Source organism: Streptomyces sp. SolWspMP-5a-2 (assembly GCF_900091845.1).
Classification (GTDB): domain Bacteria; phylum Actinomycetota; class Actinomycetes; order Streptomycetales; family Streptomycetaceae; genus Streptomyces; species Streptomyces doudnae.
The window spans coordinates 1-25,608 of record NZ_FMCI01000115.1; the positions used below are offsets into that span (position 1 = coordinate 1).

Sequence of the window (25,608 nt, forward strand, 5' to 3'; positions counted from 1 at the left end):
CGGCGACGGCGGGGTCCGCGGGAGGAACTCGGCCGTGCCGGTGGGGCCGCCGCGGGCGGCGCCGAGGCGGTGGGGGCGGCTGCCGGTGCGCCAGGCGGGGCGTGCGGGGCAGGTCCCGTCGTCACCGTCCGGGTCGTGCGGGCCGGTCCGGGTGATCCGGGCGGCCAGCCACCGGTCGCCGCGCAGCGCGAGCTGGTCGTCGGCGGCCGCGAGCAGGGCCAGGGAGCAGGCGGGTGCCCAGTCGGGGCCCGCGGTGTCGATGTCGAGGAGCCGGGGCCGCAGTTCGGGGTGTTCGCGTTGCAGCACCCGCCCGTATCCCCAGTAGAGGGCGGCCCCGGGGTCGGGGGTGTCGTCGGGGACGGCGCTCTGCGCGCGGTCGGTGACGACGGTGAGCCGGGGCAGCGCGGGCAGCGCGGAGCAGACCCGGACCAGGGAGGTGAGGTGGGCGAGTCCGCGCTGCTGGGCGTCGGTGCCGACGCGGGCGCGCGGCGCGAGGAAGACGATGTGGTCGGCGGGGGCGCCGCCGGCGGTCGTGACCGCGTCCTGCGGGTGGGTGAGGTCGCCGACCGTGGTGACCTCGGCGCCCGCCGCGCGCAGCGCGTCGACGAGGTCGTGGGCGCCGCCGGTGCTGTCGCAGACGGTCCAGCGCCCGGCCGGTGCGCCCGCCCGGTCGGCCCGCCCGGTGTCGGTGACGTCGGTCCAGCGCAGGTGGTGCAGCCGGTCGGCGTCGGGCCCGTGCCGGTCGGTGCCGGGCAGGGGCCGCAGCAGGAGGCCCGCCATGACGAGCAGCGGGCGGCCTTCGCCGTCGTGGACGCGGACGTCGAGGAGGCCGTCGGGGCGGCGCAGGACGTGGGAGCGGAGCGCGGTGACGGGGTCGGGGCCCGCGGACAGGAGGTGGACGGCGTCGACGGCGACCGGCATCAGCGGTGCGGTGCCGTCGTCGAGGAGCAGCGCCACCTGGAGCGCGCCGTCCCAGAGCACGGGGTGCGGGACCCGGGGGCGCAGTCCGGCCCCGAGGTCGTCCGGGAGCCGGATCTCGCCGAGGGCCTCGTCGCCGGAGGGGTGGCGGCGCAGGGCGTGGACGGTGCGGAACGCCGGTCCGTAGACCTGGCCGCGGGCGGCGCAGCGGCGGTAGAACGCGGCCGGGTCCTCGGCGGGCGCGTCGTCGCCCCAGTCGGGGAGGGCGGGGACGTCGGGGGCCGGGACGTCGGGCCCGGTGCGGACGTCGGCCGACGCGACGGCGTCCCAGGCGGGGGCGCCCTCGGGTAGCGACAGGAGCCGGAACGCGCCACCTCCGGGGGTGTCCCGCCACTCGGTGGTGAACCTGAGCGGGGTCTCGCCGACCGTCACCTCCTTGCGGAAGCGGACGTCGCGCAGGGCGGCGGGCAGGGTGCCGGTGCGGGCCAGCGCGGTGTGCAGGGCCAGGGCGAGCATGCCGGTGCCGGGCAGGAGCGCGGTGTCGTAGAGCCGGTGGTCGGGGAGCCAGGGCTGGGCGGCGGGCGACAGTTCGAGGCTGCCGTGCCACACCCCGGCCCGGCCGGGCGCGGGCGTGAGGGGTGCCTCCAGGCCCTGGACGGCGCCGTGGGCGGGGCGGTGGCCGTCGGCGGGCCAGAAGCTCTCGCGCTCCATCGGGTAGCAGGGCACCGGGACATGGGTGTGCCGGGGCAGGGTGCCGAAGGGTTCGAGTCCCGCGGTGTAGGCGCGGGCGAGCGCCTGGGCGACGTCGCGGACGCCCGCGTGGCCGCGGCGGACCGTGGTGAGCAGGGCGAGGGGCTCCTCGCGGTCGGCGGCCTGCTGTTCCAGCGCGGGGTGCAGCACCGGGTGGGGGCTGATCTCGACGACGTGGGTGACGCCGCTGTCGAAGAGGGCGGCCGCCGAGGCGACGAACTCGACGGGCTCGCACAGGTTGCGGACCCAGTAGCCGGGTCCGAGCGACGTGCCGTCGACGATCGCGCCCTCGACGATGGACATCAGCGGGACGGTGCCCTCGGTGGGCCGGATCGGGGCGAGGGCGGTCAGCAGGTCGTCGCGCAGGACGCCCATCGTGGCGCTGTGGGAGGCGTAGTCGATGCCGACGAGGGCGCAGTAGGTGCCCTCGGCCTCCAGGAGTTCCTTCAGGGCGAGGACGTGGTCGCGGTCCCCGGCCAGGACGCAGGAGCGGGGGCCGTTGTGCGCGGCGAAGGAGACCTCGTCCTCGAAGCCCTCCAGGGCGCGCAGGGCGTCCTCGCGGTCGAGGTCGACGGCGAGCATGAGGCCGCGTCCGCTGACCCGTTCGGTGATCAGCGCGCCGCGCCGGGCGAGGAGGAGGGCGGCGTCGTCGAGGGAGAGGGCGCCCGCGAAGGTGGCGGCGGTGATCTCGCCCTGGCTGGTGCCGAGGACGACGTCGGGCACGACACCGGCGGCGCCCCAGAGTTCGGCGAGCCCCAGGGACATGGCCCACAGGGCGGGTTGGAGCACGTCGGTGCGGGTGGTCCAGGTGTCGCCGAGGGGTCCCGCGCCGGGCACGAAGACGTCGGTGAGGTCCCAGTCGACGTGCGGGGCGAGGGCTTTGGCGCACCGGTCGACGACGGCGGCGAAGCGCGGGCTGTCCCGGTAGAGGTCGACGCCCATCCCGCGCCACTGGGAGCCCTGGCCGGGGAAGACGAAGGCGGTGCGGCCGCGCGGGACGGCCCGTCCGGTGACCAGGACGGTGTCCGGGTCGCCAGGGGTGCCGGGGTCCTGGAGCGCGGTGAGTCCGGCGGCTGCCTGCCGGAGGTCCCCGGCGACGAAGGCGGCCCGCTCGGCGAAGTGGTCGCGGTGCCAGGCGAGGGTGCCGGCCAGCGCGGCGGCGGAGTGACCTGCGGCGGGCAGCGCGTCGTGCAGTTGGGCCGCCCGCCGGGCCAGCACCGGGGCGCGGTGGCCCGACAGGGTGACGACGGGCGGCAGCGCGGTGTCCCGGGCGCGGTCGGGGTCGGGTGCGGACGGCGGGGCGGGCGGCGGTGAGGCGACGACGACATGGGCGTTGGTGCCGCCCCAGCCGAAGGAGTTGACGCCCAGGTGGACGGGGCCCTCGGCGGGCAGGGCGAGGGGTTCGCGGACCACGGTGAGGTTGAGGTCGTCGAACGGGATGCGCGGGTTCAGCTCCTCGGCGTGCAGGGACGGCGGGACGATCCGGTGGCGCAGCGAGAGGAGCACCTTGATGAGCCCGGCGAGCCCCGAACTCCCCTCCAGGTGACCGATGTTGGTCTTGACCGAGCCGATCGGCAGCGGGTCGCCGTGCGGGCGGGCGCGGCCCAGGACGGTGCCGAGCGCACCGGCCTCCGTGGGGTCGCCGCGCTTGGTGCCGGTGCCGTGCGCCTCGACGTAGGAGAGGGCGGTGGCGGGCACGGTGCGGGGGCCGTAGCTGCGGCGCAGCAGGTCCTCCTGGCCCTCCTGGCTGGGGCTGACGAGGCTGGCCCCGCCGCCGTCGTTGTTGGTGAGGGTGCTGACCAGGACGCCGTGCACCCGGTCGCCGTCGCGCAGGGCGCGGGAGAGCGTCTTGAGGCAGACGGCGGCGACGCCCTCGCCGCGGACGAAGCCGTTCGCCGACCGGGCGAAGGAGGCGCAGCGTCCGTCGGGCGAGAGTCCGCCGAAGTGGGTGAGGCCGACGCTGACGTGCGGGTCCATCATCAGGTTGGCGCTGCCGACGAGGGCCGCCTCGATGTCGTGGGCGCGCAGGGCGCGGGCGGCCAGGTCGAGGGCGACGAGGCCGGAGGAGCAGCCGGTGTCGACGGCGAGGCTGGGGCCGCGGAGTTTCATGAAGTAGGAGAGCCGGTTGGCGAGGATGTCCCGTCCCGAGCCGACGAGGGTGTGCGCGGTGTGCCCGGCGCCGCGGGCCCGGCGCAGCAGCTCGTAGTCGTGCCAGACGGTGGCGACGTAGACGCCGGTGCGGGTGCCCGCGAGGTCGCTCGCGCGCTGTCCGGCGTCCTCCAGGGCCTGCCAGCCGACTTCGAGGAGCAGCCGCTGCTGCGGGTCCATGGCGGCGGCCTCGCGCGGGGAGATGCCGAAGAACCCGGCGTCGAAGAGGTCGATGTCGTCGAGGAAGCCGCCGACGGCCGGGACGCGCAGCCTGGGGTCGTGCTGGAGTGCCGCGTCCCAGCGGTCGGCGGGGACGGGGCGGACGGCTTCCCGCCGGTCCATCAGGAGCGTCCAGAGGCTGTCGACGTCGGGCGCGCCGGGGAAGCGGCCGGCCATGCCGACGACGGCGATCGGTTCCTCGGCACCGGTGGTGGACTGCGCGTTCGTCATGGGCTGCCTTTTCGTCCGGAGAGGGTGGCCGGGCGCCGCCCGGGTCCCGGCTGGGTGCGGACGGCGGCGTCACGGATCTCGACGGTCCCGGGCCGGGAGCGGATGTCCGTGGACGGTGCGGTCCCACGCTAGGAAGGGCGCCGGACCCGGGAGAACCCCCTGTCCGCCACGGCGGGGGGTCCTCCCGGCACCCCCTGACAGGGGCATAGGGGGTGTGTACGGGGCGGGGGCGGCGCGCGCCGGGATGCCCGCGCGTGCCGTGTCCCCGGGCGGGTCGCTCCCGCCGCCTGTGGGCTACCTGCCGGCCCGCAGCCGCATCCTGACCAGGCCCTTGCTGGCGTTGATCATGCGGGAGCCGATCTCGGGCGGCGCGTCCCTGCGGCACCAGCGGGCGTTCATGGCCATCTTGGCCGGGGACATCGCGAAGCAGCGGGTGTCCCGTTCGCCGAACCGGAAGGACGGCGCGATGAAGTCGGCGTCCCCGATGTAGGCGAGGATCTTGCGGGCGGCGTCCCCCGGGGTCTCGGTGCCCGCCTCGACGGCCTGGCACAGCTCCCGGGTGAAGGGGCCCATACGGGTGAACCCGGCGCTGACCGGGAGCGGGGAGCCGGGGCTGCCGTGCTCCTCCAGCTCGCGGAAGACGCGGTCGTCGCCGGTGCGCTCGAACCGGTAGTAGGCGTCCTCCAGCATGACGTTGCCGAGCATGGTGCCGAGCATCCAGGTGCGGTTGACGGCGTTCCACAGCTCGTAGTCGCGGAATCCGACGAACGAGCTGTGCACGAGGTCGTCGTGGAAGTCGAACAGGCCCTGCTGGAGGTCCTCCAGGTGGCCGAAGCGTGCCATGGACCAGTCGCCGTCCCTGCTGGCCGCGATGAGGCGCCAGCCGAGGGCGTTGACGAGTTCCATGGTGTTGGTCAGGCCGCGGGAGTAGAGGGCGTCGATGAAGCCCGCGGCGTGCGAGGTGAGGCAGAACCGCTCGCCGACCACCTGCTTGGCGGAGTACTGGAGCCGTCCCGTCGACACCCAGGGGCGGACGGCGCGCGCTTCGCGGAACTGGTGGGCGATCTCCGGGAACCGGGCCAGGAAGTCGTCGAACTCCCGCTGCGGGGTGCGGTCGTCCTTGGGGTGGGTGCGGGGGTCGAGGGTGAGGCCCACGCTGCACAGCGGGTTGAGCGAGTCGGCGTGGTTGTCGAAAGGGATGACCCAGAGCCAGCCGCCGTCGAAGACGTGGTGCAGGGTGCCGTGGTGCCAGGGGTTGGGCTGGTCGTGGCCGCGGGCGGCGGGCGCGTCGTCGAACGGCTCGACGCCGGTCATGTGGGTGAAGAGGCAGCGGGAGTGGGTCCTGGCGCGGGTGGGGGTCTCGCGCAGGGCGAACTTCTCGGCGAGCGGTGAGCGGAAGCCGCTGCCGTCGACGACGTACCGGGCGCGGAACTCCTCGCCGCCGTCGGTGCGCAGGACGGCGCCGGTGGCGGGGTCGGTCTCGATGTCCACGACGCGGGTGTTGAGGCGGGGGTGGGCGCCGTACTTCACGGCCACGTGGAAGAGGTAGGCGTCGATGTCCTGGCGGAAGAGGTGGGTCTCGGTGCGCAGCACGGAGGGCACGACGAGCTGGTTGATCTCGTGGCGGTCCTGCGGGACGCCCTCGCGGTGGTAGACGAACCCGAAGTTCTGTTTCTGCCCGCAGTTGCGCGAGACGTGGTCGCGGATGCCCTTGAAGCTGGACAGGGCGCGCAGTTCGGGGACCTGGTAGCGGTCGGCGATCAGCCGTGTCATCCCGGAGGTGTAGGGGATGGTGGACTCCCCCACCGCGAACCGCGGGTGGGTGCCGGCGTCGAGGAGCAGCACCTGCACGCCGTTGCGGGCCAGGACCGCGCCCAGCATCCCGCCGGCCATGCCGCTGCCGAGGATCGCCACATCGTATCGGTCGGTGTGCTTCATAGGGTTCCTGATCCTCCTGGGATGGGTGGTGGTGGACGCCGGGACCGGGGGTCACCCGGCGAGCGCCCCCGGCTGTCGCAGCTCGCCCCGGGTACGGACCCCGAGCTTGCGGAAGACCCTGGTCAGATGCTGTTCGACGGTGCTGACGGTGACGTCGAGCCGGGCGGAGATCTCGCGGTTGCTGAACCCCTGGGCGGTGAGCGAGGCGACGCGCCGCTCGGCGGGGCTCAGCAGGTCGAGGCCCTGGTCCCGGGGGGCCGCGGCGGCGGAGAGGGCGCGGTGGGCGGGGAGGATGTCCCGGAAGCGGGCCGCGAGGTGCGGCGCCCGGCACTCCTCGGCCAGTTCCGCGGCCCGGTCGACCAGTTCGGCCGCCGTCTCGGCGCGTCCGGCCCGCAGGTGGGTGAGGCCCAGTTCGGCGAGCGCGCCCGCGTGCTGGAGGCGGTCGCCCGACCGTTCCAGGAGGGCGACGGCGTTCCTGAGCGGCGCGCCGCGCCGGGAGGGCGGTCCGACGGCGGCGAGGACCCGCAGGGAGAGGCCCCGGGTGCGGGTCAGCGCCCCGCCGGTCAGCCGCAGTTGCTCGGCGGCCAGGGCGCGGGCCCGCGCGGTGCCGCCCAGGGCGAGGTGGGCGTGGGCCGCGCCGGACCGCCAGGGGATGAGGGACGGCTGGTCCAAGCGCCAGCGCCGCATCAGGGCACCGCAGTTGACGAAGTCGTCGAGGGCGGCGCGGGGTTGCCCGGTGGCGAGGTAGTGGTGGCCCCGTGCGTTCAGGTAGTAGAGGCCGAAGCGGCTGTCGAACAGGCCCTGCGGGAGCGGCATTTCGACGTATCCGGCCGCCGCCTCGTGGTCGCCGAGGTCGGTGTTCGCCTGGATCAGGTTGGCCAGCGGGCCGCCGATGCAGACGCCCCAGCTCTCCACCGGGATGCGGGCGAGGGCGGTCTCGGCCAGCTCGCGGGCCTCGCGCGGGCGTCCCTGGCGCAGGGCGACACCGGCCCGCAGGGAGGAGAACTCGGCGATCCACAGCGGGACCCGGCGGGCCCGTGCCTCGGCCAGCCAGTGGTCGCACCAGGAGGCGGCGGACGCGGTCCGGTCGGCGAACAGCAGGGCGGAGACGGCGCAGGTCAGCCACTCGTGGGTGGTGCGGCCCAGGCTCATGGCCCGCATGGCGGCCTCGGCGGACTCCACCACCCGGCGGTCGGGGCCGTGGCGCAGGACGTCCGAGAGCGCCGCCGCGCCCCGGGTGCGCGGGTCACCGGCGGAGGCGACCCGGGCGGGGGCCGGGCGGCCGCCGGGGACCAGGCCGGGGTAGGTGACGGAGAGGAGTTCGCGGGTGGCGCGGGCCTCGGCGGCGGCGGTCGGGTCGGTGACGGCGGCGTCGCGGCGTCCGATCCGCTCCACGGCGTCCGCCGCCTCGACGTACTTCCCGTGCCACAGCAGGTACTTGGCGAGCATCACGGCGTACTGGTCGGGGAGCCGTCCGTCCCTGAGGGCACCGGCCAGCTCCACCAGGTGCCGGGCTCCCATGGTGGGGTCGAGGACCCAGGTGGCGCCGGCGAGGAGCGCCTTGAGGCGCAGCCGTTCGCCGTCGTCGCGGCAGTGGCGCAGGGCTGCTTCGAGGCAGGGCCTGGCCGACGCGGGCCTGCTGGCGGCCAGATGGCGTTCGGCGGCCTCCCTGAGCTGGTCCCCGGCCCAGGGTGCGGTGCCCGTTCCGGCGGCGACGAGGTGGTGGGCGACCCGGACGGCGGGTGCGCCCTGCTCGTAGAGGCGTTCGGCGGCCCTGTGGTGCAGCGCGGCGCGCTCCTGCCCGGTGCAGCCCGCGAGGGCGGCCGCGGCGGTCGCCGGGTGGCGCAGCCGTCCGCCCGCGAGCAGTCCGGCGTCCTCCAGGGCGCGCAGGCCGCGGACGCGCACGGTGTCCTCGACGTCGGCGACCCGGGCGACGGTCGTGTCCGCCGGGGCGTCGTCGCGCAGGACGGCCAGCGCCCGCGCGATCCGCAGCAGCGCGGGCCAGCCGCGGTGCAGGCAGCCGGTGACGGCGTCGGCGAAGGCGTCACCGACGACCAGGCGCTCGGTGGTGGTCCCGGGGTCGGCCGCGCCGTGCCTGCTGTCCTCGGCGAGCGCCCTGACGAGCAGCGGGTTGCCGCCGCTGACGGCGTGGCACTCGGCGGCGAGCAGCGGCGCGAGGCGGTCGCCGACGTGCGGGGCGAGGACGGCGGCGGTCCCGTCGACGGAGAGTGCGGGCAGGGCGAGCGGCCGGTGTTCGGGGCGGCGGCGCAGTTCGGCGCGGAGCCGGGGGTCGGCGGGGCGGGAGAGCCCGCGTTCGGTGAGGACCAGCGCGAGCGCCGCGTCGGACAGCCGCCTGATGAGCAGCAGCAGCCAGTGCAGGGAGAGTTCGTCCATGAACTGGACGTCGTCGAGGCACAGCAGCAGCGGGGTGCGGCGGGCCCGGCGTTCGACGTCGGCGCACAGGCGCAGCAGGGCGCGGGACACCGCGGAGTCGAGGCTCTCGGGGCCGAGCCGGGCGAGGGTGTCACGGGCGCCGGTACCGGCCGGTGCGGGGAGGTTTCCCGGCACCGGTCCGAGGCCGCGGGTCAGCTGGCCGAGGACGGCGCCCGGGGTCTGCCGCTCGGCCAGCGAGGCGGTGGCGCACCGGACGTCGAAGCCGCGGCGCCTGGCCTCCTCGGCGGCCTCGGCGAGCAGGGCGGTCTTGCCGCTGCCGATGCCGCCGGTGATCAGCGCGACCTGCCCCTCGCCCCGGGCGGCGCGCTGGATCATGTCGGTGAGTGCGGTCCGCTCCCGGTCCCGCTCGACCAAGTGCATGCCTGGGTTCCTTTCGCTCCCTGTTCCCGTGCGGTGCGGGCGTGCCGAGTGCGCGCCGTGCGGTGTGTCTAGGGCGCGGCGCCGACGCGTTCGCGGGTGGCGTCGGTGCCGGTGTCGGGGGCCGGGCCCCGGGCGCCGATGCGGCTGAGGAGCGGGCCGGTCATGACCGTGGTCACCACCGCCATGACGACCATCAGGGAGTACAACGCGTTGTCGAGCAGGCCGAGTTGGAGGCCGATGCCGAGGATGACGAGTTCGGTGAGGCCCCGGGTGTTCATCAGGGCCGCGAGGGTGGCGGCGGAGCGGGGCGGGAGCTTGGCGACCCGGGCGCCCAGGTAGGTGCCGCCGAACTTGCCGACGACGGCGACGAGGAGGATGAGGGCGAGTTCGCGCAGTCCGGCGGTGCCGATCCCGCCGAGGTCCACCTGGAGCCCGGCGACCACGAAGTACACCGGCAGCAGGACCGCGGTGAGGTGGCCGGTGCGGTCGTGGACGTCGGCGCGCAGGGCGCGGGCGCCCTTGCGGGGCACGATCAGGCCGAAGAGGAAGGCGCCGAAGATGTGGTGCATGCCCATCGCCTCGGTGGCCGCGGCCGACAGCAGCGCGCCGACCAGGACGACGGCGAACTTGACGGGTCCCGGTTCGGCGGCGCCGTCGCCCGGCACCAGGTAGCGGCGCAGCAGCGGGCGGACGACGAGGACCATGGCGGCCAGGTAGGGCATCAGGAGCAGGACGCGCCAGTGGCTGCCGCCCGCGCCGATGGAGGCGTTGACCCCGGCCAGTCCCGACCAGGCGACCACGTCGACGAAGGCGGCGGTGGCCAGGGCGATGCCCCCGATGGTGGTGCGGCTCAGGCCGCGTTCGGTGAGGATGCGGGCGAGGACCGGGAAGGCGGTCACCGAGACGGCGAGGCCGATGAAGACCACGAAGGTGGAGCGGTCGCGGATCTCGTGCCCGGGGAGCAGGGCGAAGGCGAGCGCGACGCCGCAGACGAAGGGCACGGCGGTGGAGCCGACGGCCGCCGCCACGGTCGCCCGGCCGTGGCCCTTCATGGTGGCGGCCTCCAGTTCGAGGCCGACCAGGAACATGAAGAGGGCGACGCCGAGGTTGGCCACGCCCGACAGGACGGGGCGCACGTCGTCGGGGAAGAGGGTGTCGCTCAGCGCCCCGTCGAGCAGGGTCGGTCCGAGCAGCACGCCCGCGAGGATCTCCCCGACGACGGGTGGCTGGTGCACACGGGACGCGAGGTGTCCGAGCCCCCGCGCCATGACGAGAATGATCGCCAGATCCAGGAAGAGGATCTGCAACTGATGACTGCTCATTTCCTCCGTGCCCCCGCTTGTGATGACTGACGTGCGCCGCGTGGATGGGTTTCCGGGGCGGCCGTGCTGTCCGTGGCGACGGCCGCCCCGGAATTCCGCTCAGTTCTGTGCCGGTACCGATTCCGACGACGGGTCGGGGATCAGGTCGTCCAGCGTGATCTGGAACAGCGGGTGATTTCCGCTGAGTCCGGAGATGAGGGTGACGAAGTCGTCGGCGGGCTTCCGCTCGTGCTCCGGGTCGATCATTTCCTGGGCGAGGCTGTGGTAGAACTCCTTGTATTTCGTCTGGTCGTAGAAGCGCTCGACGAACTCCCGGATCTCGTCGAAGAATCCGGAGTACGCGGTGGCGTACCGGTCCAGGGCCTTCGTCTCGATCTCGGGGTGCCTGATGATCTGGTCGACGATCTTGGCGAGGGTGCTGCCCGCCATGCAGGCCAGCGCGACGCCGGTGGAGAACAGCGGGTCGACGAAGGCCGCCGTGTCCCCGACCAGGACCCAACCGTCGCCGTAGAACCGGTCGGAGTGGTACGACCAGTCGCGGGCGGTGCGGAACCCGGCCGACTGGCGGGCGCCCGCGAGCATCTTCCTGAGCTTGGTGGTGCGGTCGCGCTGGGCGTGGAACAGGTCTTCGAGGGCCTGCCCCGACTCCCCGGCGCTCGCCACCCGCGTCACGTACCCGACGCTGACGGTCCCCTTGTCGAGGGGGATGGCCCAGAACCAGCCGCCGTCCAGGCCCTCGATGAGGATGTTGGTGTACTCGTCGCCCTCCAGGCGCTCGCAGTTGTCGTAGTACGTCCACACGGCGACGTTGCGCAGCGCGTCGTGCCACTTCACGTCGGTGTAGCGGCGGCTGAGCACCCGGGCCTGCCCGGAGGCGTCGATGACGAGCCCGCCGCGCACCTCGCGGAGGCCGTCCATGCCGCGCAGGGCGTAGCGGACGCCGACGACGCGGCCGTCCTCCTCGATCGGCTCCTTGACGGTGGCGTCCTCGATGATGTGCACGCCCAGTTCGCGGGCGCGGTCGAGGATCAGCGCGTCGAGGTCGGCGCGGCGGGTGTGGAAGGCGTAGGGGTACTTGCCCTTGAGGAAGCTGAACTTCCACGGCACCTGGTTGTTGCCCCAGACGAGGCTGCCGCCGTACTTCCGCTCGAAACCGCGCTGGTCCATGCGTTCGGTGAGCCCGAGTTCGTCCATCGGCTTCATGAAAGCCGGAATGAGGGATTCACCGACGTGGTAGCGCGGAAAACGCTCCCGGTCGAGCAGCAGTACCCGGTGGCCGTTCTGGGCGAGGAGACCGGCCGTCGTGGCTCCGGCCGGGCCTCCTCCGATGATGACGACGTCGTAGTCGGCGGAAATACCGTAAGGACGTGACGGCATGCTGAGACCTTCCCGTAGACCCTGGAGCGCGCGGGATCCGGCGTGTGCGATCCGCCGCCCTGTCGCGCCTCGACAGTCTGCCGGGGGCCGTCTACAGAAGGTCTGTAGCGGTTCTGGATACGTCCTCTACGACATCTACAGAAAGGGAATTCCGCAAGGCGCGCTCTGTCCGCCTGCGGGCAGGACGCGCGACGCCCCGACGGCGAGGTCCCACAGGTCGGCGCGGGGCCGGCCGGTCGCCTCCCAGGCGGCGGTCACCCGGCTCAGCGGCTCCAGCGGGGGCTCGGCGGAGAGCAGGAAGGTCGCCCAGTGCATGGGCGTCAGGATGCGCGCGCCGAGGTCCTCGCAGGCTCGCACCGCCTCCTCGGGCGAGGTGTGCACGGGGTGCAGCATCCAGCGCGGCTCGTAGGCGCCGATCGGCAGGATCGCCAGGTCGATGTCCGGGTAGCGGTGGCCGATCTCGCCGAACCAGTGCCCGTACCCGGTGTCGCCCGCGAAGTACGCCCGGGGCCCGCCGGGCGCGGTCAGCATCCAGCCGCCCCACAGGCTGCGGCAGGTGTCGGTGAGTCCGCGCCTGCTCCAGTGGTGGGAGGGGACGAAGTCGAAGCGGACGGGGCCGAGCGGTCCCGGCAGTTCGACCGCCTCCCACCAGTCGAGTTCGGTGACCTCGGTGAACCCGCGCCGTCTGATCCAGTCGGCGAGTCCGGCGGGCACGAGCAGCGGGGTGCCGGGCGGCAGCCGGTCCAGGGTGGCGGCGTCGAGGTGGTCGTAGTGGTTGTGGCTGATGACGACCGCGTCGATGTGCGGGACCTCGGGCCACGGGACGCCGACCGGGGTGACGCGTTCGGGGGTGCCGACGATCCGGCGCGACCACACCGGGTCGGTGAGGACGGTGAGTCCGCCGATCCGGACGACGAAGCTGGCGTGTCCGGCCCAGGTGAGGGACAGGTCGCCGGGCGCGACCTCGGGGACCGGGGCGGGGTCGACGGGCAGCCGGGCGAGCTGGTCCAGGGTGCGCGCGGGCGGGCGCAGCCGCTGGCCGCGCAGGGCGAGGCGGAGGAAGTCGGTCACCCCGGGCAGCGGGGAGGTGAGCCGGTCGGCGAAGGAGGCGGGCCACTCGCGCGGCTCCCCGAGGGGGCGCGGCGGTGACAGCGGCGGACGGGCGGGGGTGGTCATGGAGGTCTCCTGCGGTCGGGAGAACGGCGACCGGCCCCGACCCGCCCCGGGCACTCGGGTGCGCGGAGGTCGGGCGGGGCCGGTCGCGGCCACGGGAAGGGGTCAGCGGCGGGCGGGGGTCACTGCAGGACGCCGCCGAGCACCGCTTCGATCATGTCGTGGATCTGGCCGTCGGTCAGCGGCTTGCCCTGGCCGAGGAAGAGGCGCAGGATCACCACGCCGGCGAGCATGTCGACCACGCCGATGAGGTCGACGTCCGCGCGGACCTCGCCCTTCTCCCGGGCGCGCACGAAGACGGCCTCGACGGCGTCGCGCCAGGGACAGACCCAGCTGTCCATGTGACTCGACGGGAAGTTGGGGTCGCTGACGGCCTGAGCCGCGAGATGGGGCAGGAGGCGTCCCTCGGGTGCGTTGAGGAGGCCGTCCCGGAGCCAGCGCGTCATGGTGAGGAGGTCGGCGCGGAGATCGCCGGTCGCCTCGACGTCGAAGTCGGCCATCAGCGTGTCCAGCGCGCTGATGATCATCTCCTCCTTGGAGCCCCAGCGCCGGTAGACGGTGGCCCGTCCCACGCCCGCGCGGCGGGCGACCTGGTCCATCGTCAGCCCCTGGAACCCGGTCTCGCCCAGGAGCGTGACCGTGGCCTGGATGATGGCGGCGTCCGCGTGGTGGCTGCGCGGCCGCCCTATGGGCCGGGATCCGGTCTGCCGGTTCTCTCGCGTCTCGTACATCTACGCAGTCAACCTCTCGGTATCACCGTCTCAGACCATGCACGCCACGAAGAATCCATCATACGTGCTCCGTGACGGCGTGGGAGGGGCCCGCGGGGGTCCCCTCGGCGGGGGCGGGACCGCCGCGCGGCATCCACGCGAAGACGGCGGCGGCGAGCGCGAAGAGGACGACGGCGCCGCCGATCAGCGCGGTGTCCATGCTGTCCACGTAGGCGTGCCGGGCGCCCTCGGCCAGCGCCCTGCCCTGCGGTCCGAGCTTCGCGGCGACGGCGAGCGCGGCGCCGACGGTGTCCCCGGCGGCGTCGGCCGCCCCGGCGGGCAGTCCGGCGACGAGGGGCTTCATGTCGCTGCGGAACCCGGTGCTGAGCACACTGCCGAGCACGGCCACCCCGATGACACCGCCGACCTGGCGGAAGGCGCTGGTGATGCCGGACGCCTCGCCCGAGCGGTCGTCGGACGCGGTGGACAGCGCGGTGTGCATGGCGATGGCGAGGGTCAGGCCGATGCCGATGCCCAGCGGCACCTGGCAGAGGGCGACGGCGAGTTCACCGGAGGCGACCCCGGTGCGGGAGAAGACCAGCAGCCCGGAGCACATCAGCAGCAGCCCCGTCACCACCGGGCCGCGGGGGCCGACCCGGGGCGCGAGGCGTTCGGCGGCGCCCGCGCCGATCATGACGGCGAGCACCACCGGGAGCATCCGCACGCCGGTGCCGAGCGAGGAGTTGCCGAGGACGGCCTGGAGGTAGGGGCTCAGCATGAACAGGAACCCCGTCATGGCGAAGTGCACCAGGAGCAGGGCGAGGACGGAGGCCCCGAAGCGCCGTTCGCCGAAGGCCCGGACGTTCAGCAGGGGGTGCGGGGTGCTCCGCTCGCGCAGCACGAACAGCGCGAGCAGCACCAGGCCGGTCGCGGCGCCGCCCAGGGTGCGGCCGCTGAGCCAGCCGTCCTCGGGGGCCCGGGTCAGCGCGAACGTGAGGGCGCCGAGGCCCAGGACGGAGAGCACGGCGCCCTGCCAGTCGAAGGCGTGCTCGCGCACGCCCCTGTGCTCGGGGAAGAGGAAGAGGCCCGCCACCATCGCGACGAGCAGGATCGGGATGTTGATCAGGAAGACGGAGCCCCACCAGAAGTGCTCAAGGAGCCAGCCGCCCGCCAGCGGGCCGATCGGCAGGCCGAGGGCGACGCCCGCGGACCAGACGGCGAGCGCCCGCGCCCGCTCCCCGGGGGCGAACAGCACCGGCAGCATGGCCAGCGAGACCGGGGTGACGACGGCCGCGCCGAGCCCCATCAGCGCGCGGGCGAGGATGAGCGCCCCCGGGCTGTCCACCACCGTCGCGAACCCCGAGGCCAGGCCGAAGACGGCGAGCCCGACCAGCAGCAGCCGCTTGCGGCCGACGCGGTCGGCGAGCACGCCGAACGGGAGCATCAGGCTGGCGAACACGAGCAGATAGGCGTTGTGGAACCACTGGAGATCGGAGTTGGAGGCGCCCAGTTCGTCGACCAGCTCGGGCATCGCCACGTACAGGATCGTCGCGTCGAGGCCGTTGACCAGCACGCACATCACCAGGACGGCCAGCGCCCACCAGCGCTTGGGGCTGTTCCACACTGCGACTGCGGACACAGCTCCCCCTTTCGGAGTTTTGATACGAGACTGGCTCGTATCAAAACACGCGGTGACCGGGCCCGCACCCTCCGATTCCTCCCTAGGGGTCAGGTTTCAGCCTGGCGAGTGAACGGGGGCACTCGCCAGGGGCCGACCCGGTGCTGACGCCGGGTCAGCCGGTGCGCAACTCGTCCTGGTCGGCCACGACCTGCTTCAGCCGCGCGGGCCCGAGACTGCGCGACAGCACCCACTCCGCCTCCGCGCACTCCCCCGCGTAGGTGAGCGTCAGATCGTCGAAGCGGTAGCTGCCCGCGCCGAGCCGCGTCAACAGACCCAGGTCGGCGAGGAGTTCGAGATGGCGCAGCAGCTCGGACCGGTTCACGCCCAGCAACTGGCCGGATTCGGGCACCTCGACCACCGCGAGGCCCGTGCGGCTGAGGAGCCGGAACAGATGGGCCGTCATGGCGGGCAGGGCGCGGTAGCTCGCGGTCAGCGAGGAGCGGACGCTCATGCCGTCCTCGCCCGCGACCGCCAGCAGGTCGAGCCGGGTGACCGGGTCCTCGTAGAGCACGGCCAGCCGCTGGGGCGACGCGTCCGCGGTCTCCTGGAGCGCGGCGGCGGTGATCCGGATGCCGAGCGGCAGCCGTCCGCACTGCTCGACCAGGCGGCGGACGGCGTCCTCGTTGCCCGACACGGCCTCGCGGCCGAGGAGTTCACCGAGCAGTTCGGCGGCCGGGCCGGGATCGAGCGGCTTGAGGCTGATGCGGTGGGCGCCGTAGCGGGCCACCATCCCGCGCTGGGGGCGGCGGCCGGTGACGATCAGGCACGCAGAGCCCTGCGGCACCAGCGGCAGGATCTGCTCGGTGTCCACCGCGTCGTCGAGCAGGATCAGCACGCGTTTCTCGTGCAGCAGGCTCCGGTAGAGGGTCGCCCTGCCGTCCAGGTCGACGGGCAGGGCCGCCCTGCCGACGCCCAGGCTCTCCAGCAGCGACCCCAGGATCTCGAACGGCGCGCGGGGCCGGTCGCCGGTGCCCGCGAGATCCGCGTAGAGCTGCCCCTCGGGGAAGCTGGCCAGCAGTTCGTAGCCCAGCTCCAGGGCGAGGGCGCTCTTGCCGACGCCGGGCGGGCCGTCGATCACGAAGATCGGGGTGGCCCGGCCGCGCTCGCCCCCGGTGCGGCGCAGCGCCGTCCTCGCCCGCTCGATCTCGACCTCCCGGCCGACGAACGTGCGCGCCCTGGACGGGAACTGACGCATGTTCGGTCCGATGCCAGGCGCCACCGGCCGGCCGTCCTCCGCGCGGCCGGTCGGGTCGGGCCGGACGGTGGACGCCGGTTCGGCCGCCCCGGACGGCGACCTCGGCAGGGCGTCGTCGACGGTGCCTGCCAGGATCCTCGCGTGCAGCCCCCGCAGCTCCGATCCCGGCTCGATGCCGAGTTCCTCGCGCAGGTGGGAACGCGCGTCGCCGTACGCCTGGAGGGCGTGCGCCTGCCGTCCGCTGCGGTACAGCGCCAGCATCAGCAGATAGCGCAGCCGCTCCCGCAGCGGCTCCTGGGTGATGGCCTCCCCCACCACCACGATCGCCTCCTCGCAGCGTCCGGCGGAGATCATCCCGGCGATCCAGTCCTCGGCGGCGGAGAAGCGGATCTCGCGGAGCCTGCTGCGCTCGATCGCCGCGAAGGGACCGGGCACCCCGGAGAGCGCGTCGCCCCGCCAGAGCCCGAGCGCCTTCCCCAACCGCTCGAAGGCGGCCCGGCAGTGCCCCTGTGCCGCCAGGCGCCTGGCCTCCTCGCACTGCCGCACGAACAGGACGGCGTCCACCGCGCCGAGGGGCAGGCACAGTTCGTACCCGCCCGCCCGGGAGCACAGCACCCCGTCCGACTCGCGGCCCCGCCGGTCCGGGTCGAGCGCCCTGCGCAGCCCGGCCACATAGGTGTGCACGCTGTTGAGCGCGGTGTTGGGGGCGTCCGGCCCCCATAACGCGTCGATGATCTGGCCCGGTCCGACGACCGAGCCCTGCTGGGTGGCGAGGAGGGCGAGCAGGGCCCGCTGCTTCGGCGGCCCCACCACCACCTCGGCCTCTCCCCTCCACACGCGCAGCGAACCGAGAAGTTGTACCGACAGTGTCTCGTCTGCTCCTGACATGGATCCCCCAGATCGGAGGCGCGGCATCGCCGTGCCGCACCCGTGATCGATGCGCGCAGGGGACGCGCGGAGCGACGGACGCGGGCACGCGAGTGCCGCCCGCTCCCGACGCATCCCCCGTGATGCGCCCTTGACATATCTCTGATGCATATCCATGGTGCGCAGTGCGAAATCTATTCGAACACACGCCGACAGGTGAGGACAACGGCTCATGACGGAGCCGGGGCGGCCACCGCGACGTGGTTGCCCTGATTCTCAGCTGCGACCGGTTCGAGCACTTCGATCCGCACCTCTTCAACCGTACGGATCGCGTCCTGGATATACCGGGACGGGCACGGAAAACGCCGTTTCCCGCACAGTCCCCACACCTGGCACGGTTTTCCGCGGAGAGCGGCGCACTTGCACGCGCACACGGAAGGACCGGCCAGAGGCTCCCCGTCGCAGGCCCGGGGCCCGTTCACCGCCGGGCGCCGCCGGGGCCGCGGGCGGCTGCCGCGACCGGCGCGGGGGCTTCCCCGACCGACAGAGAGGCCCAGTTGACCGGAATTCGGAACTCCAGAAATCCGGCGGTGGGAACCTCACCGTCCGCGCGGTCCCGCCGCGCCGCACGTGATTCCCCACGACCGCTCGCCCCCGATCACTCCACAGTTCATGGAATGCCATAAAGAGATTAGAGACAGCCGCGCATTGATCGCCTCGCTTTTTACGGCGAATTAATCGCCGAGGGCGCTCGGTCCGGGCGGCCGGGGCGTGCGACTCCGCCGAGCACGATCCGGCGGATTCACGACCGCCCCCGCCATGGGGACGGGGTCCACCGGCGCGGCCGTCGCACGGGCAGGGCCGCGTCCTGGCGCAGGGAACGCGTGAGGCCCGTCCGCTTCCGCAGCGGACGGGCCTCACCTGAGAGCGCCGGGCAGGCCTTGCACCTGCATTTCCCCGCAGGAAGCGGGGCGTCTTTCCTTGGACCACCGACGCACGGACGGACCACGGTGTCGTGGTGACCGGCTCAAGATCTACTATACCCCTTCGTAGACGTGGTCCGCGCCATCCGCCGCAGCGCCGGGCCCGGACGGCGGGAGCGCCGCACGAGGGGCGACCCCGCGGGCCCGCGATTATGCTCGAACATGGCCGGGGCCTCCCAGGCCGGTCAGCGACGCTGCGGAACGTCGTCAGCGCTCCACCGCCCCGGTCGGCCGACCCGGGCCCCGCGCGCTGACCGCCGTGTCGTCCAGGATGTGACCCCGGTATGAACCACGACGGGTCCCGGACCGCGCTCGGCACACGCGGCGGGCTGTTCACCGATCTCGACTTCGACTACGAGGCCCGCACCGCCCTCGGCGCCGCCGCCTGCGGCACCGGGGACGTCGGACTGGTCCTCGCCACCCTGGAGCGCATCACCGACGGCGACTCCCTGAGCTGGTTCGACGCCTGGACCGCGACGGCCGCCGGTCTCGCCTCGCGCGGCGAGGACGCCCTGGGGGCGGGCCACCCCGACACCGCGCGCTGGGCCCTGCTGGCGGCCTCCGAGTACTACGGGAAGGCGCTGGCCTTCATCGACGGGATGGCGGACCAGTCCGTCATGCTGCCGACCTTCCGCGCCCACCGGGCCTGCTGGGAGAAGGTCGTCGACGCCTGGGCGGGCCGCTGCGTGCGGGTCCCCGTGCCCTACGAGGGCACGACGATGCCCGGCTACCTGCTGCGCCCCGACGCCACCGGCGTGCCGCGCCCCACCCTGGTGATGATCAACGGCAGCGACGGCTCCCTCCCCGGGCTGCTGGGCTACGGCGCGGTCGAGGCGGTGGGGCGCGGCTGGAACGTCTTCCTCCACGACGGCCCCGGGCAGCAGTCGCTGCTGTTCGAACAGGGGATACCGTTCCGGCCCGACTGGGAGGCCGTCCTCACCCCCGTCCTGGACACCCTCGTGGCCCGGCCCGACGTGGACGCCGACGCGCTCGCCGGGTACGGCATCAGCCAGGGCGGCTACTGGATCACCCGGGCGCTCGCCTTCGAGCACCGGCTGCGCGCGGCGGTCGCCGACCCGGGCGTGGTGGACGTCTCCGAGGCGTGGACGTCGCGGCTTCCCGCCCCGCTGCTGACGCTGCTGCGGGAGGGGCGCAGGGAGGAGTTCGACGCGGCGATGCGGGAGGGGACGGGCCCGGTGGAGGCGCGGGTCCTCGCCTTCCGCGCCAAGCCCTACCGGACCGGCGACCTGTTCGACGTGTTCACCGAGGTGCTCAGGTACCAGGTGCGGGACGTCGTCGGCGCCGTCGACACCCCGATGCTGGTGCTCGATCCGGCGGACGAGCAGTTCTTCCCGGGGCAGTCGCGCGAGCTGTTCGGGCTGCTGCCGGGCGAGAAGGCGATCGTCGGGTTCTCCGCGGCCGACGGCGCGAACTTCCACTGCCAGCCGACCGGCCGGCGGCTGACCCACACCGTCATGCTCGACCACCTCGCCGACCACCTCCCCCGCGCGGCGGTGTGAGGCGCCCGGCGGCACACCGGAAGGGCGCGCGTCATGAAAGCCACCGTGCTGGTGCTCAGCTTCGTTCCCCTGATCGTGTTCTCGCTGCTCGCCCGGGTCCTCCCGGCGGGCGGCATCGGGATCGCGGCCCTGGTCGCCGCGGTGCTGGCGCTGGGCGCGCTGCTGGTCGGCCGCCCGATCTGGCCGCCGAAGATCATCAGCGTGCTCTCGCTGGTCCTCTTCGCGGTGCTGGCGGTCCTGGGGTTCACCCTGGGCCACCAGGACGACTCCCGGCTGGCCACCTGGGGCGGCGCGGGCGTCGGCGTCGTCCTCGGGCTGCTCGTGCTGGCCCTGGTCCCGGTGCTGCCGTTCACCGAGCAGTTCGCCCGCGAGCAGGTGCCCCGCTCCGCCTGGGACTCCCCGGTCTTCCGCCGGATCAACCGGGTCCTCAGCACCGCCTGGGGGGTCGCCATCGTCGCCCTCGGCGTCTCCCGGATCCTCGCCGCCTCCCTGGAGCGCTTCCACGCGATCGAGGTGATCTTCGGGCTGATCGTCCCCGTCTGGATCATCGTGCAGATGGTGCGGTTCACGAAGACCTACCCGGAGCGGGTGACCCGCGGGGAGAGCCGCTCCGGGTGATCGGCCGGGGCCAGGAAAAAAGTTCCGCCGACCGTGTCGAGAACCCGTGACCGGCTCCGTCCCCGCTGCGAACGCGGCCAGAATGGGGCCGCACCGGCACCGAGGAGAACCACGATGGCCAAGTACCTGCTGCTCAAGCACTACCGGGGCGCCCCGGCCTCCGTCAACGACGTCCCCATGGACCGGTGGACCCCCGAGGAGATCTCGGACCACATCCAGTACATGAACGACTTCGCGGCCCGTCTGGAGAAGACCGGCGAGTTCGTGGACGGGCAGGCGCTCGCCCCCGAGGGGACGTTCGTGCGCTACGACGGCGAGGGGCGCCCGCCGGTCACCGACGGCCCGTTCGCCGAGACGAAGGACCTCATCGCCGGGTGGATGGTGATCGACGTCGACAGCTACGAGCGCGCCGTCGCGCTGGCCGGGGAACTGTCGGCCGCGCCGGGGGCGGGCGGGCGGCCGATCCACGAGTGGCTGGAGCTGCGTCCCTTCCTGACCGCCCCGCCCACCATCACCGAGTGACTCCCTCGATGGACGAGGCCCTGCTGCGCAGCCTCACCCCGAGCGTCCTGGGCATCCTCGTCCGCCGCGGAGCCGACTTCGCGGCGGCCGAGGACGCCGTCCAGGACGCCCTCGTCGACGCGGTGCGGGTCTGGCCCGCCGACCCGCCGCGCGACCCGAAGGGCTGGCTCGTCACCGCGGCCTGGCGCCGGTTCCTCGACGCGACCCGGGCGGACACCGCCCGGCGCCGCCGCGAGGACCTCGTCGAGGACGAACCGGCGCCGGGGCCCGCGGCGGCCGCGGACGACACCCTGCGCCTGTACTTCCTGTGCGCCCACCCGTCGCTCACCCCGTCGTCCGCGGTGGCGCTCACGCTGCGCGCGGTCGGCGGCCTCACCACCCGGCAGATCGCCCGCGCCTACCTGGTCCCGGAGGCGACGATGGCGCAGCGCATCAGCCGCGCCAAGCGCACCGTCTCCGGGGTGCGGTTCGACCGGCCGGGCGATGTCGCCACCGTGCTGCGCGTCCTCTACCTGGTCTTCAACGAGGGCTACTCGGGCGACGTCGACCTTGCCGCCGAGGCGATCCGGCTCACCCGGCAGCTCGCGGCGTCGGTCGACCATCCCGAGGCGGCGGGCCTGCTCGCGCTCATGCTGCTGCACCACGCCCGGCGCCCCGCGCGGACCGCGCCCGACGGGAGCCTGGTGCCGCTCGCCGAGCAGGACCGCGCGCGCTGGGACACCGCGGCGATCGCCGAGGGCGTCGCGATCCTCCAGGCGGCGCTGGCCCGCGACCGGCTGGGCGAGTTCCAGGCGCAGGCCGCCGTGGCGGCGCTGCACGCGGACGCGCCGACCGCCGCCGAGACGGACTGGGTGCAGATCGTCGAGTGGTACGACGAACTCGTGCGGCTGACCGGCAGCCCGGTGGTGCGGCTCAACCGCGCGGTGGCCGTCGGGGAGGCCGACGGACCGCGCGCGGGCCTCGCGGCGCTCGCCGCGCTGGACGACGCGCTGCCGCGCCACACCGCGGTCGCGGCCTACCTGCACGAGCGCGACGGGGACCTCGCGGCGGCGGCCCGGCTGTACACGGAGGCCGCGGCACGGGCCACCGACACCGCGGAACGCGACCACCTGACCCGCCAGGCGGCCCGCCTCAACTCCCGGGAGGGGTGCGCGGGTTAGGCCCTGTCACTCGTCCCGGTAGACGTCCGTGACGCGCTGGATCACCGCGGCGGCCACGCTCAGCTGTTCCTGGGTGAAGCCGTGCAGGGCGCCGGTGAGCCAGAGTTGACCGGTCGCCTCGGCGCGGGCCACAACGTCTCGGCCATTCTGCGTGATGGTGATCCGGCGCACCCGGTGGTCGTCGCCGGGCTCCTTGACGGTGGTGACGAGCCCCGCCTCCTCCAACCCTCGTGCCTGGCGCGTGACATGGGACGCCTGGACCAGCAGCACCTCGGCGAGGTCCCCCATCCGGTACGGGGAGGGGGCCGCCGCCAGGGCCCGCAGCAGGGCGAGCGACGAGCGGTCGATGGGCACGCCCGCCTGGGCGCGCAGCCGCGCGTGGGTGCGGGCGCTGGCCACGACCAGCGCGAGGTCGGCGAGCGATCGGTACAGCTCAGCCGTGGAGGGGGCGGCGGGTCCTGGGCGCGGGCCGGGCAAAGGGGAAGTCACGTCCCGATGATGGCTCACTCAACTCCCCCGGCGCAGCGGGGCCGTTGCGCCCCTCCGTCCGCCGCCGCTCCCGGGTCGCCGGTCGCGGCTCGACGATGACCAAAAAAGTTGCTAGGTACACACATCCCTCTTCCGCGCCGTGTCACCGCGGTGCTACGTTCCGTCGCGTTGGATTGCTTTTGTTAAGTAACTCAGATGCTCGGGCGAGGAGTGACATCCATGCGCGTATCCGTGGAGACCGACAAGTGCTGCGGGGCCGGCCAGTGCGTACTGGTCGCGCCGGAGGTGTTCGACCAGCGGGACGAGGACGGCGTGGTGATCGTCCTCGACGAGGCCCCGCCCGCGGAGGTGCACGCGTCCGTCACGGAGGCCGCGCAGCTCTGCCCGGCGGCGGCCATCGCGCTGTCCTGACCCCGCCCCGGCACCCCTCCCCCACCCCGCTGGAAGGACGCAGATGACCCAGACCTCCGCCGCAGCCCCCGCCTGGACCACCCGACGCGCGACGGGCTGCCCCTTCGACCCGCCGCCCGCCCGCTCCGGTCTGCTCGGGCGGGAACCGATCTCCCGGGTGACGCTGTGGAACGGCGGCACGGCGTGGCTCGTCGCCCGCCACGCCGACCAGGTCGCGCTGTTGCGGGACGAGCGGGTCAGCGCCGACAACCGGCGCCCCTCCTACCCGAGCCTGAGCGCCGCCTCGGAGGCCACCCGCGCCCACAACCGGGCCTTCATCACCATGGACGAACCCGAACACAACGAGCAGCGGCGCAAGTTCACCGGCGACTTCACCATCAAGCGCATGGAGGCGCTGCGCCCGCGGATCCAGGAGATCATCGACGAACTCCTGGACGCCATGGAGGAGTCGGGCCCGCCGGCCGACCTGGTCACCTCGTTCGCGCTGCCGCTGCCGTCCCTGGTCATCTGCGAACTCCTCGGCGTCCCCTACGAGGACCACGCGTTCTTCCAGCGGGCCAGCGCGTACCTGGTCGACACCCGCAGCACCGTGGAGGATGCGCTGACCGCCTCCACCGAACTGGTCGAGTACCTCGGTGACCTCGTCGAACGCAAGGTGTCCGCACCCGGCGACGACCTCCTCAGCCGTCTGGCCACCGGGTACCTGGCCACCGGCCTGAGCACCCGGGAGGAGTGCGCCAACGAGGCGCGGCTGCTGCTGGTCGCCGGGCACGAGACGACCGCCAACATGATCGCGCTGGGCACCTGCGCGCTCCTCCAGCACCCCGAGCAGCTCGCCGCCGTCCGGGACGGGGACCCGCGGCTGGTCGCCGGGGCCGTCGAGGAGCTTCTCCGCTACCTGACCATCACCCACATGGGACGGCGCCGGGTCGCGCTCGCCGACATCGAGATCGGCGGCACGACCATCAGGGCCGGGGACGCGGTGATCTGCGCGGGCGACCTCGCCAACCGCGACCCCGAGGTCTTCGAGGACCCGGACGAGCTGCGCGTCGACCGGCAGGCCCGGCGGCATCTGGCCTTCGGCTCGGGCCCGCACCAGTGCCTCGGACAGAACCTGGCGCGCGTCGAACTCCAGCTCGCCTACCCGGCGTTGCTGCGGCGCTTCCCGGGGCTGCGCCTGGACCGCCCGCTGACGGAGATCCCCTTCCGCACGGACATGGCCGTGTACGGGGTCCACGAACTGCCCGTCACCTGGTGACGCCGGCCGTCTGATCGGCGGGGGCACTCCGGTCCGCCGGGGTGCCCCCGCCCCGGTGCCGGGCGGCCCTCTCCCACTCCAGCTCGTCTCCCCGGCCCAGCCGGAACGCCCGGAGGGGCGGGTGCAACAGAGTGCCCGGTGACGGCCCCCGTCACCGGGCCGGGTGGTCTCAGGCGGGCGGGGTGCCGTGCGTCGCCCGTGCCGCGACCACCGTGGCGTCGCGGACCTGGCAGTAGTACCCGGCCCGGTCGACGCGGTAGCGCCACGGAAGCGCGTTCACATGGCCGTCGACCAGCCTGAACTGTTCGAGCGCCGCCTCCTCGCGGCCCTGGAGCGACAGGTAGAACGCCAGCAGGTGGCGCAGCTCCGGCAGCCGCGGGTGGGCCGGGTCGGCGGCGGCCGCGTCGACGAGGGCGGCGTCGACCCGCGCGATCATCTCGGGCGTGCTGTCGGCCTCGGTGTCCGCGGACTCGTCGTGCTCGAAGTGGGCGATCAGCGGGAACGCCGTGAGCAGGCTCCCCGGCGGCGCCTGGGCCGCCGCCCGTTCGGCGAAGGCCGTGGCCAGCCGCTCCGAGCCGCTCCACTTCGCGCACCAGTACTGGAGCGCCGCGAAGTGCGCCTCGAAGTGGTGCGGGGCGCGGGCGGTGATCTCCGACCAGAGCTTGTCCATCGCGGAGTTGGGGTAGCCGAGCCCGAGGGCGATCCAGGTCTCCGCGATGTACGGCGTGGGGTCGTCGGGGTGGAGCGCGGCGGCGCGGGCGACCTGCTCGCGGGCGGTGCGCAGGGTGCGGTGGAACCCCTCGAACTGCTCGCCCGTCGTGTACGTGGCGCGCCGGGCGCCGCGGATCTCCCAGGCGAGGCCGACGGTGCTGCGCGCGCGGACCAGCGCCGCGTCCGGGTCGTCGGCGCGTTCGGCCTCCCAGGCGAGCAGCCAGTCGTCCTCCCGCACGGCCAACTGGCTCAGCGCGTAGGAGAAGGCGGCCCGTCCCTCCCAGTCGCGGCCGATCGCGGCGAGCAGGTCGGCGGCGGGCCGCCAGTCGTCGGCGCGCACCGCGTCGAGCGCGGCCCGCCAGTCGTCGGGGAGCGGCCCCGCGTAGGCGGTGTCCTGCCGGTCGGACGGCAACAGGCCGGGCGCGGCGGCGGCTTGGGCGGCCCCGACGCCGTCGTCGGCGTCGTCATCGTCGTCGGGGCTGGGGGAGAAGAACTCCTTGAGGAAGACACCGGCGAGCCAGAGCCCGAACAGCAGGACGGGGACGGCCAGGATGCCGAGGATCCACAGCAGGATGGTCATGAGGGGCGGGGTT

17 protein-coding genes are annotated in these 25,608 nt (G+C 74.0%); 6 read left to right on the forward strand and 11 right to left on the reverse strand.

All coding sequences use genetic code 11. The features are described 5' to 3' along the window. From GA0115242_RS11280 to GA0115242_RS11320, 9 genes are all read right to left on the reverse strand, one after another. On the reverse strand, positions 1 to 4,266 hold a 4,266-nt coding region (locus tag GA0115242_RS11280; RefSeq protein ID WP_141721575.1), incomplete at its 3' end, for a type I polyketide synthase. Between the two features lie 294 nt (positions 4,267 to 4,560). Next, entirely contained in the window at positions 4,561 to 6,204 is a 1,644-nt protein-coding gene (locus GA0115242_RS11285) for an NAD(P)/FAD-dependent oxidoreductase (protein WP_093827230.1), read from the reverse strand. A 51-nt stretch (positions 6,205 to 6,255) separates the two neighbouring features. Further along, on the reverse strand, positions 6,256 to 9,018 hold the full coding sequence (locus tag GA0115242_RS11290; protein WP_093827232.1) for a BREX system ATP-binding domain-containing protein: 2,763 nt from the start codon (positions 9,016 to 9,018) through the stop codon (positions 6,256 to 6,258). A 68-nt stretch (positions 9,019 to 9,086) separates the two neighbouring features. Further along, positions 9,087 to 10,340 (reverse strand): cation:proton antiporter domain-containing protein, encoded by a 1,254-nt coding sequence (locus tag GA0115242_RS11295; protein ID WP_093827234.1) that lies wholly within the window; start codon positions 10,338 to 10,340, stop codon positions 9,087 to 9,089. Between the two features lie 99 nt (positions 10,341 to 10,439). Then, entirely contained in the window at positions 10,440 to 11,717 is a 1,278-nt protein-coding gene (locus GA0115242_RS11300) for an NAD(P)/FAD-dependent oxidoreductase (protein ID WP_093827236.1), read from the reverse strand. A 135-nt stretch (positions 11,718 to 11,852) separates the two neighbouring features. After that, the gene (locus GA0115242_RS11305) at positions 11,853 to 12,893 is read right to left on the reverse strand and encodes an MBL fold metallo-hydrolase (protein WP_093827237.1); all 1,041 of its coding nucleotides are present in this window, start codon (positions 12,891 to 12,893) and stop codon (positions 11,853 to 11,855) included. A gap of 119 nt (positions 12,894 to 13,012) precedes the next feature. Then, a complete protein-coding gene (locus GA0115242_RS11310) occupies positions 13,013 to 13,621 on the reverse strand; it encodes a TetR/AcrR family transcriptional regulator (protein ID WP_093827239.1) in 609 nt (202 codons plus the stop codon). 58 nt (positions 13,622 to 13,679) lie between these two features. Further along, positions 13,680 to 15,239 carry an MFS transporter gene (locus GA0115242_RS11315; protein WP_161353086.1) on the reverse strand — a complete coding sequence of 520 codons (1,560 nt, stop codon included), beginning with the start codon at positions 15,237 to 15,239 and terminating at the stop codon, positions 13,680 to 13,682. Positions 15,240 to 15,393: 154 nt separating this feature from the next. Further along, positions 15,394 to 17,364 (reverse strand): AfsR/SARP family transcriptional regulator, encoded by a 1,971-nt coding sequence (locus GA0115242_RS11320; protein ID WP_161353087.1) that lies wholly within the window; start codon positions 17,362 to 17,364, stop codon positions 15,394 to 15,396. A 1,246-nt stretch (positions 17,365 to 18,610) separates the two neighbouring features. On the opposite strand from GA0115242_RS11320, the gene GA0115242_RS11325 reads away from it, so the two are divergent. The 4 genes from GA0115242_RS11325 (at position 18,611) to GA0115242_RS11340 (ending at position 22,146) form a co-directional block, all read left to right on the forward strand. Continuing rightward, a complete protein-coding gene (locus GA0115242_RS11325) occupies positions 18,611 to 19,846 on the forward strand; it encodes an alpha/beta hydrolase family protein (protein WP_093827245.1) in 1,236 nt (411 codons plus the stop codon). Between the two features lie 33 nt (positions 19,847 to 19,879). Next, positions 19,880 to 20,464, forward strand: coding sequence for a hypothetical protein (locus GA0115242_RS11330; protein WP_093827247.1), 585 nt, complete (start codon positions 19,880 to 19,882; stop codon positions 20,462 to 20,464). A 114-nt stretch (positions 20,465 to 20,578) separates the two neighbouring features. Then, positions 20,579 to 20,986, forward strand: a complete 408-nt coding sequence (locus GA0115242_RS11335) for a YciI family protein (protein WP_093827249.1) — start codon at positions 20,579 to 20,581, stop codon at positions 20,984 to 20,986. An 8-nt stretch (positions 20,987 to 20,994) separates the two neighbouring features. Further along, complete coding sequence (locus tag GA0115242_RS11340) at positions 20,995 to 22,146, forward strand: RNA polymerase sigma factor (protein WP_093827251.1); 1,152 nt, start codon at positions 20,995 to 20,997, stop codon at positions 22,144 to 22,146. Positions 22,147 to 22,152: 6 nt separating this feature from the next. Here GA0115242_RS11340 and GA0115242_RS11345 read toward each other — a convergent pair whose 3' ends face one another. Then, on the reverse strand, positions 22,153 to 22,635 hold the full coding sequence (locus GA0115242_RS11345; protein ID WP_161353089.1) for a MarR family winged helix-turn-helix transcriptional regulator: 483 nt from the start codon (positions 22,633 to 22,635) through the stop codon (positions 22,153 to 22,155). A 219-nt stretch (positions 22,636 to 22,854) separates the two neighbouring features. On the opposite strand from GA0115242_RS11345, the gene GA0115242_RS11350 reads away from it, so the two are divergent. Both GA0115242_RS11350 and GA0115242_RS11355 read left to right on the forward strand, forming a co-directional pair. Then, positions 22,855 to 23,046 (forward strand): ferredoxin, encoded by a 192-nt coding sequence (locus GA0115242_RS11350; RefSeq protein WP_093827255.1) that lies wholly within the window; start codon positions 22,855 to 22,857, stop codon positions 23,044 to 23,046. Between the two features lie 43 nt (positions 23,047 to 23,089). Continuing rightward, entirely contained in the window at positions 23,090 to 24,304 is a 1,215-nt protein-coding gene (locus GA0115242_RS11355; protein WP_093827257.1) for a cytochrome P450, read from the forward strand. Positions 24,305 to 24,473: 169 nt separating this feature from the next. On the opposite strand, the gene GA0115242_RS11360 is transcribed toward GA0115242_RS11355, so the two are convergent. Continuing rightward, positions 24,474 to 25,595, reverse strand: coding sequence for a hypothetical protein (locus GA0115242_RS11360; RefSeq protein ID WP_093827259.1), 1,122 nt, complete (start codon positions 25,593 to 25,595; stop codon positions 24,474 to 24,476). Positions 25,596 to 25,608: the final 13 nt, after the last annotated feature.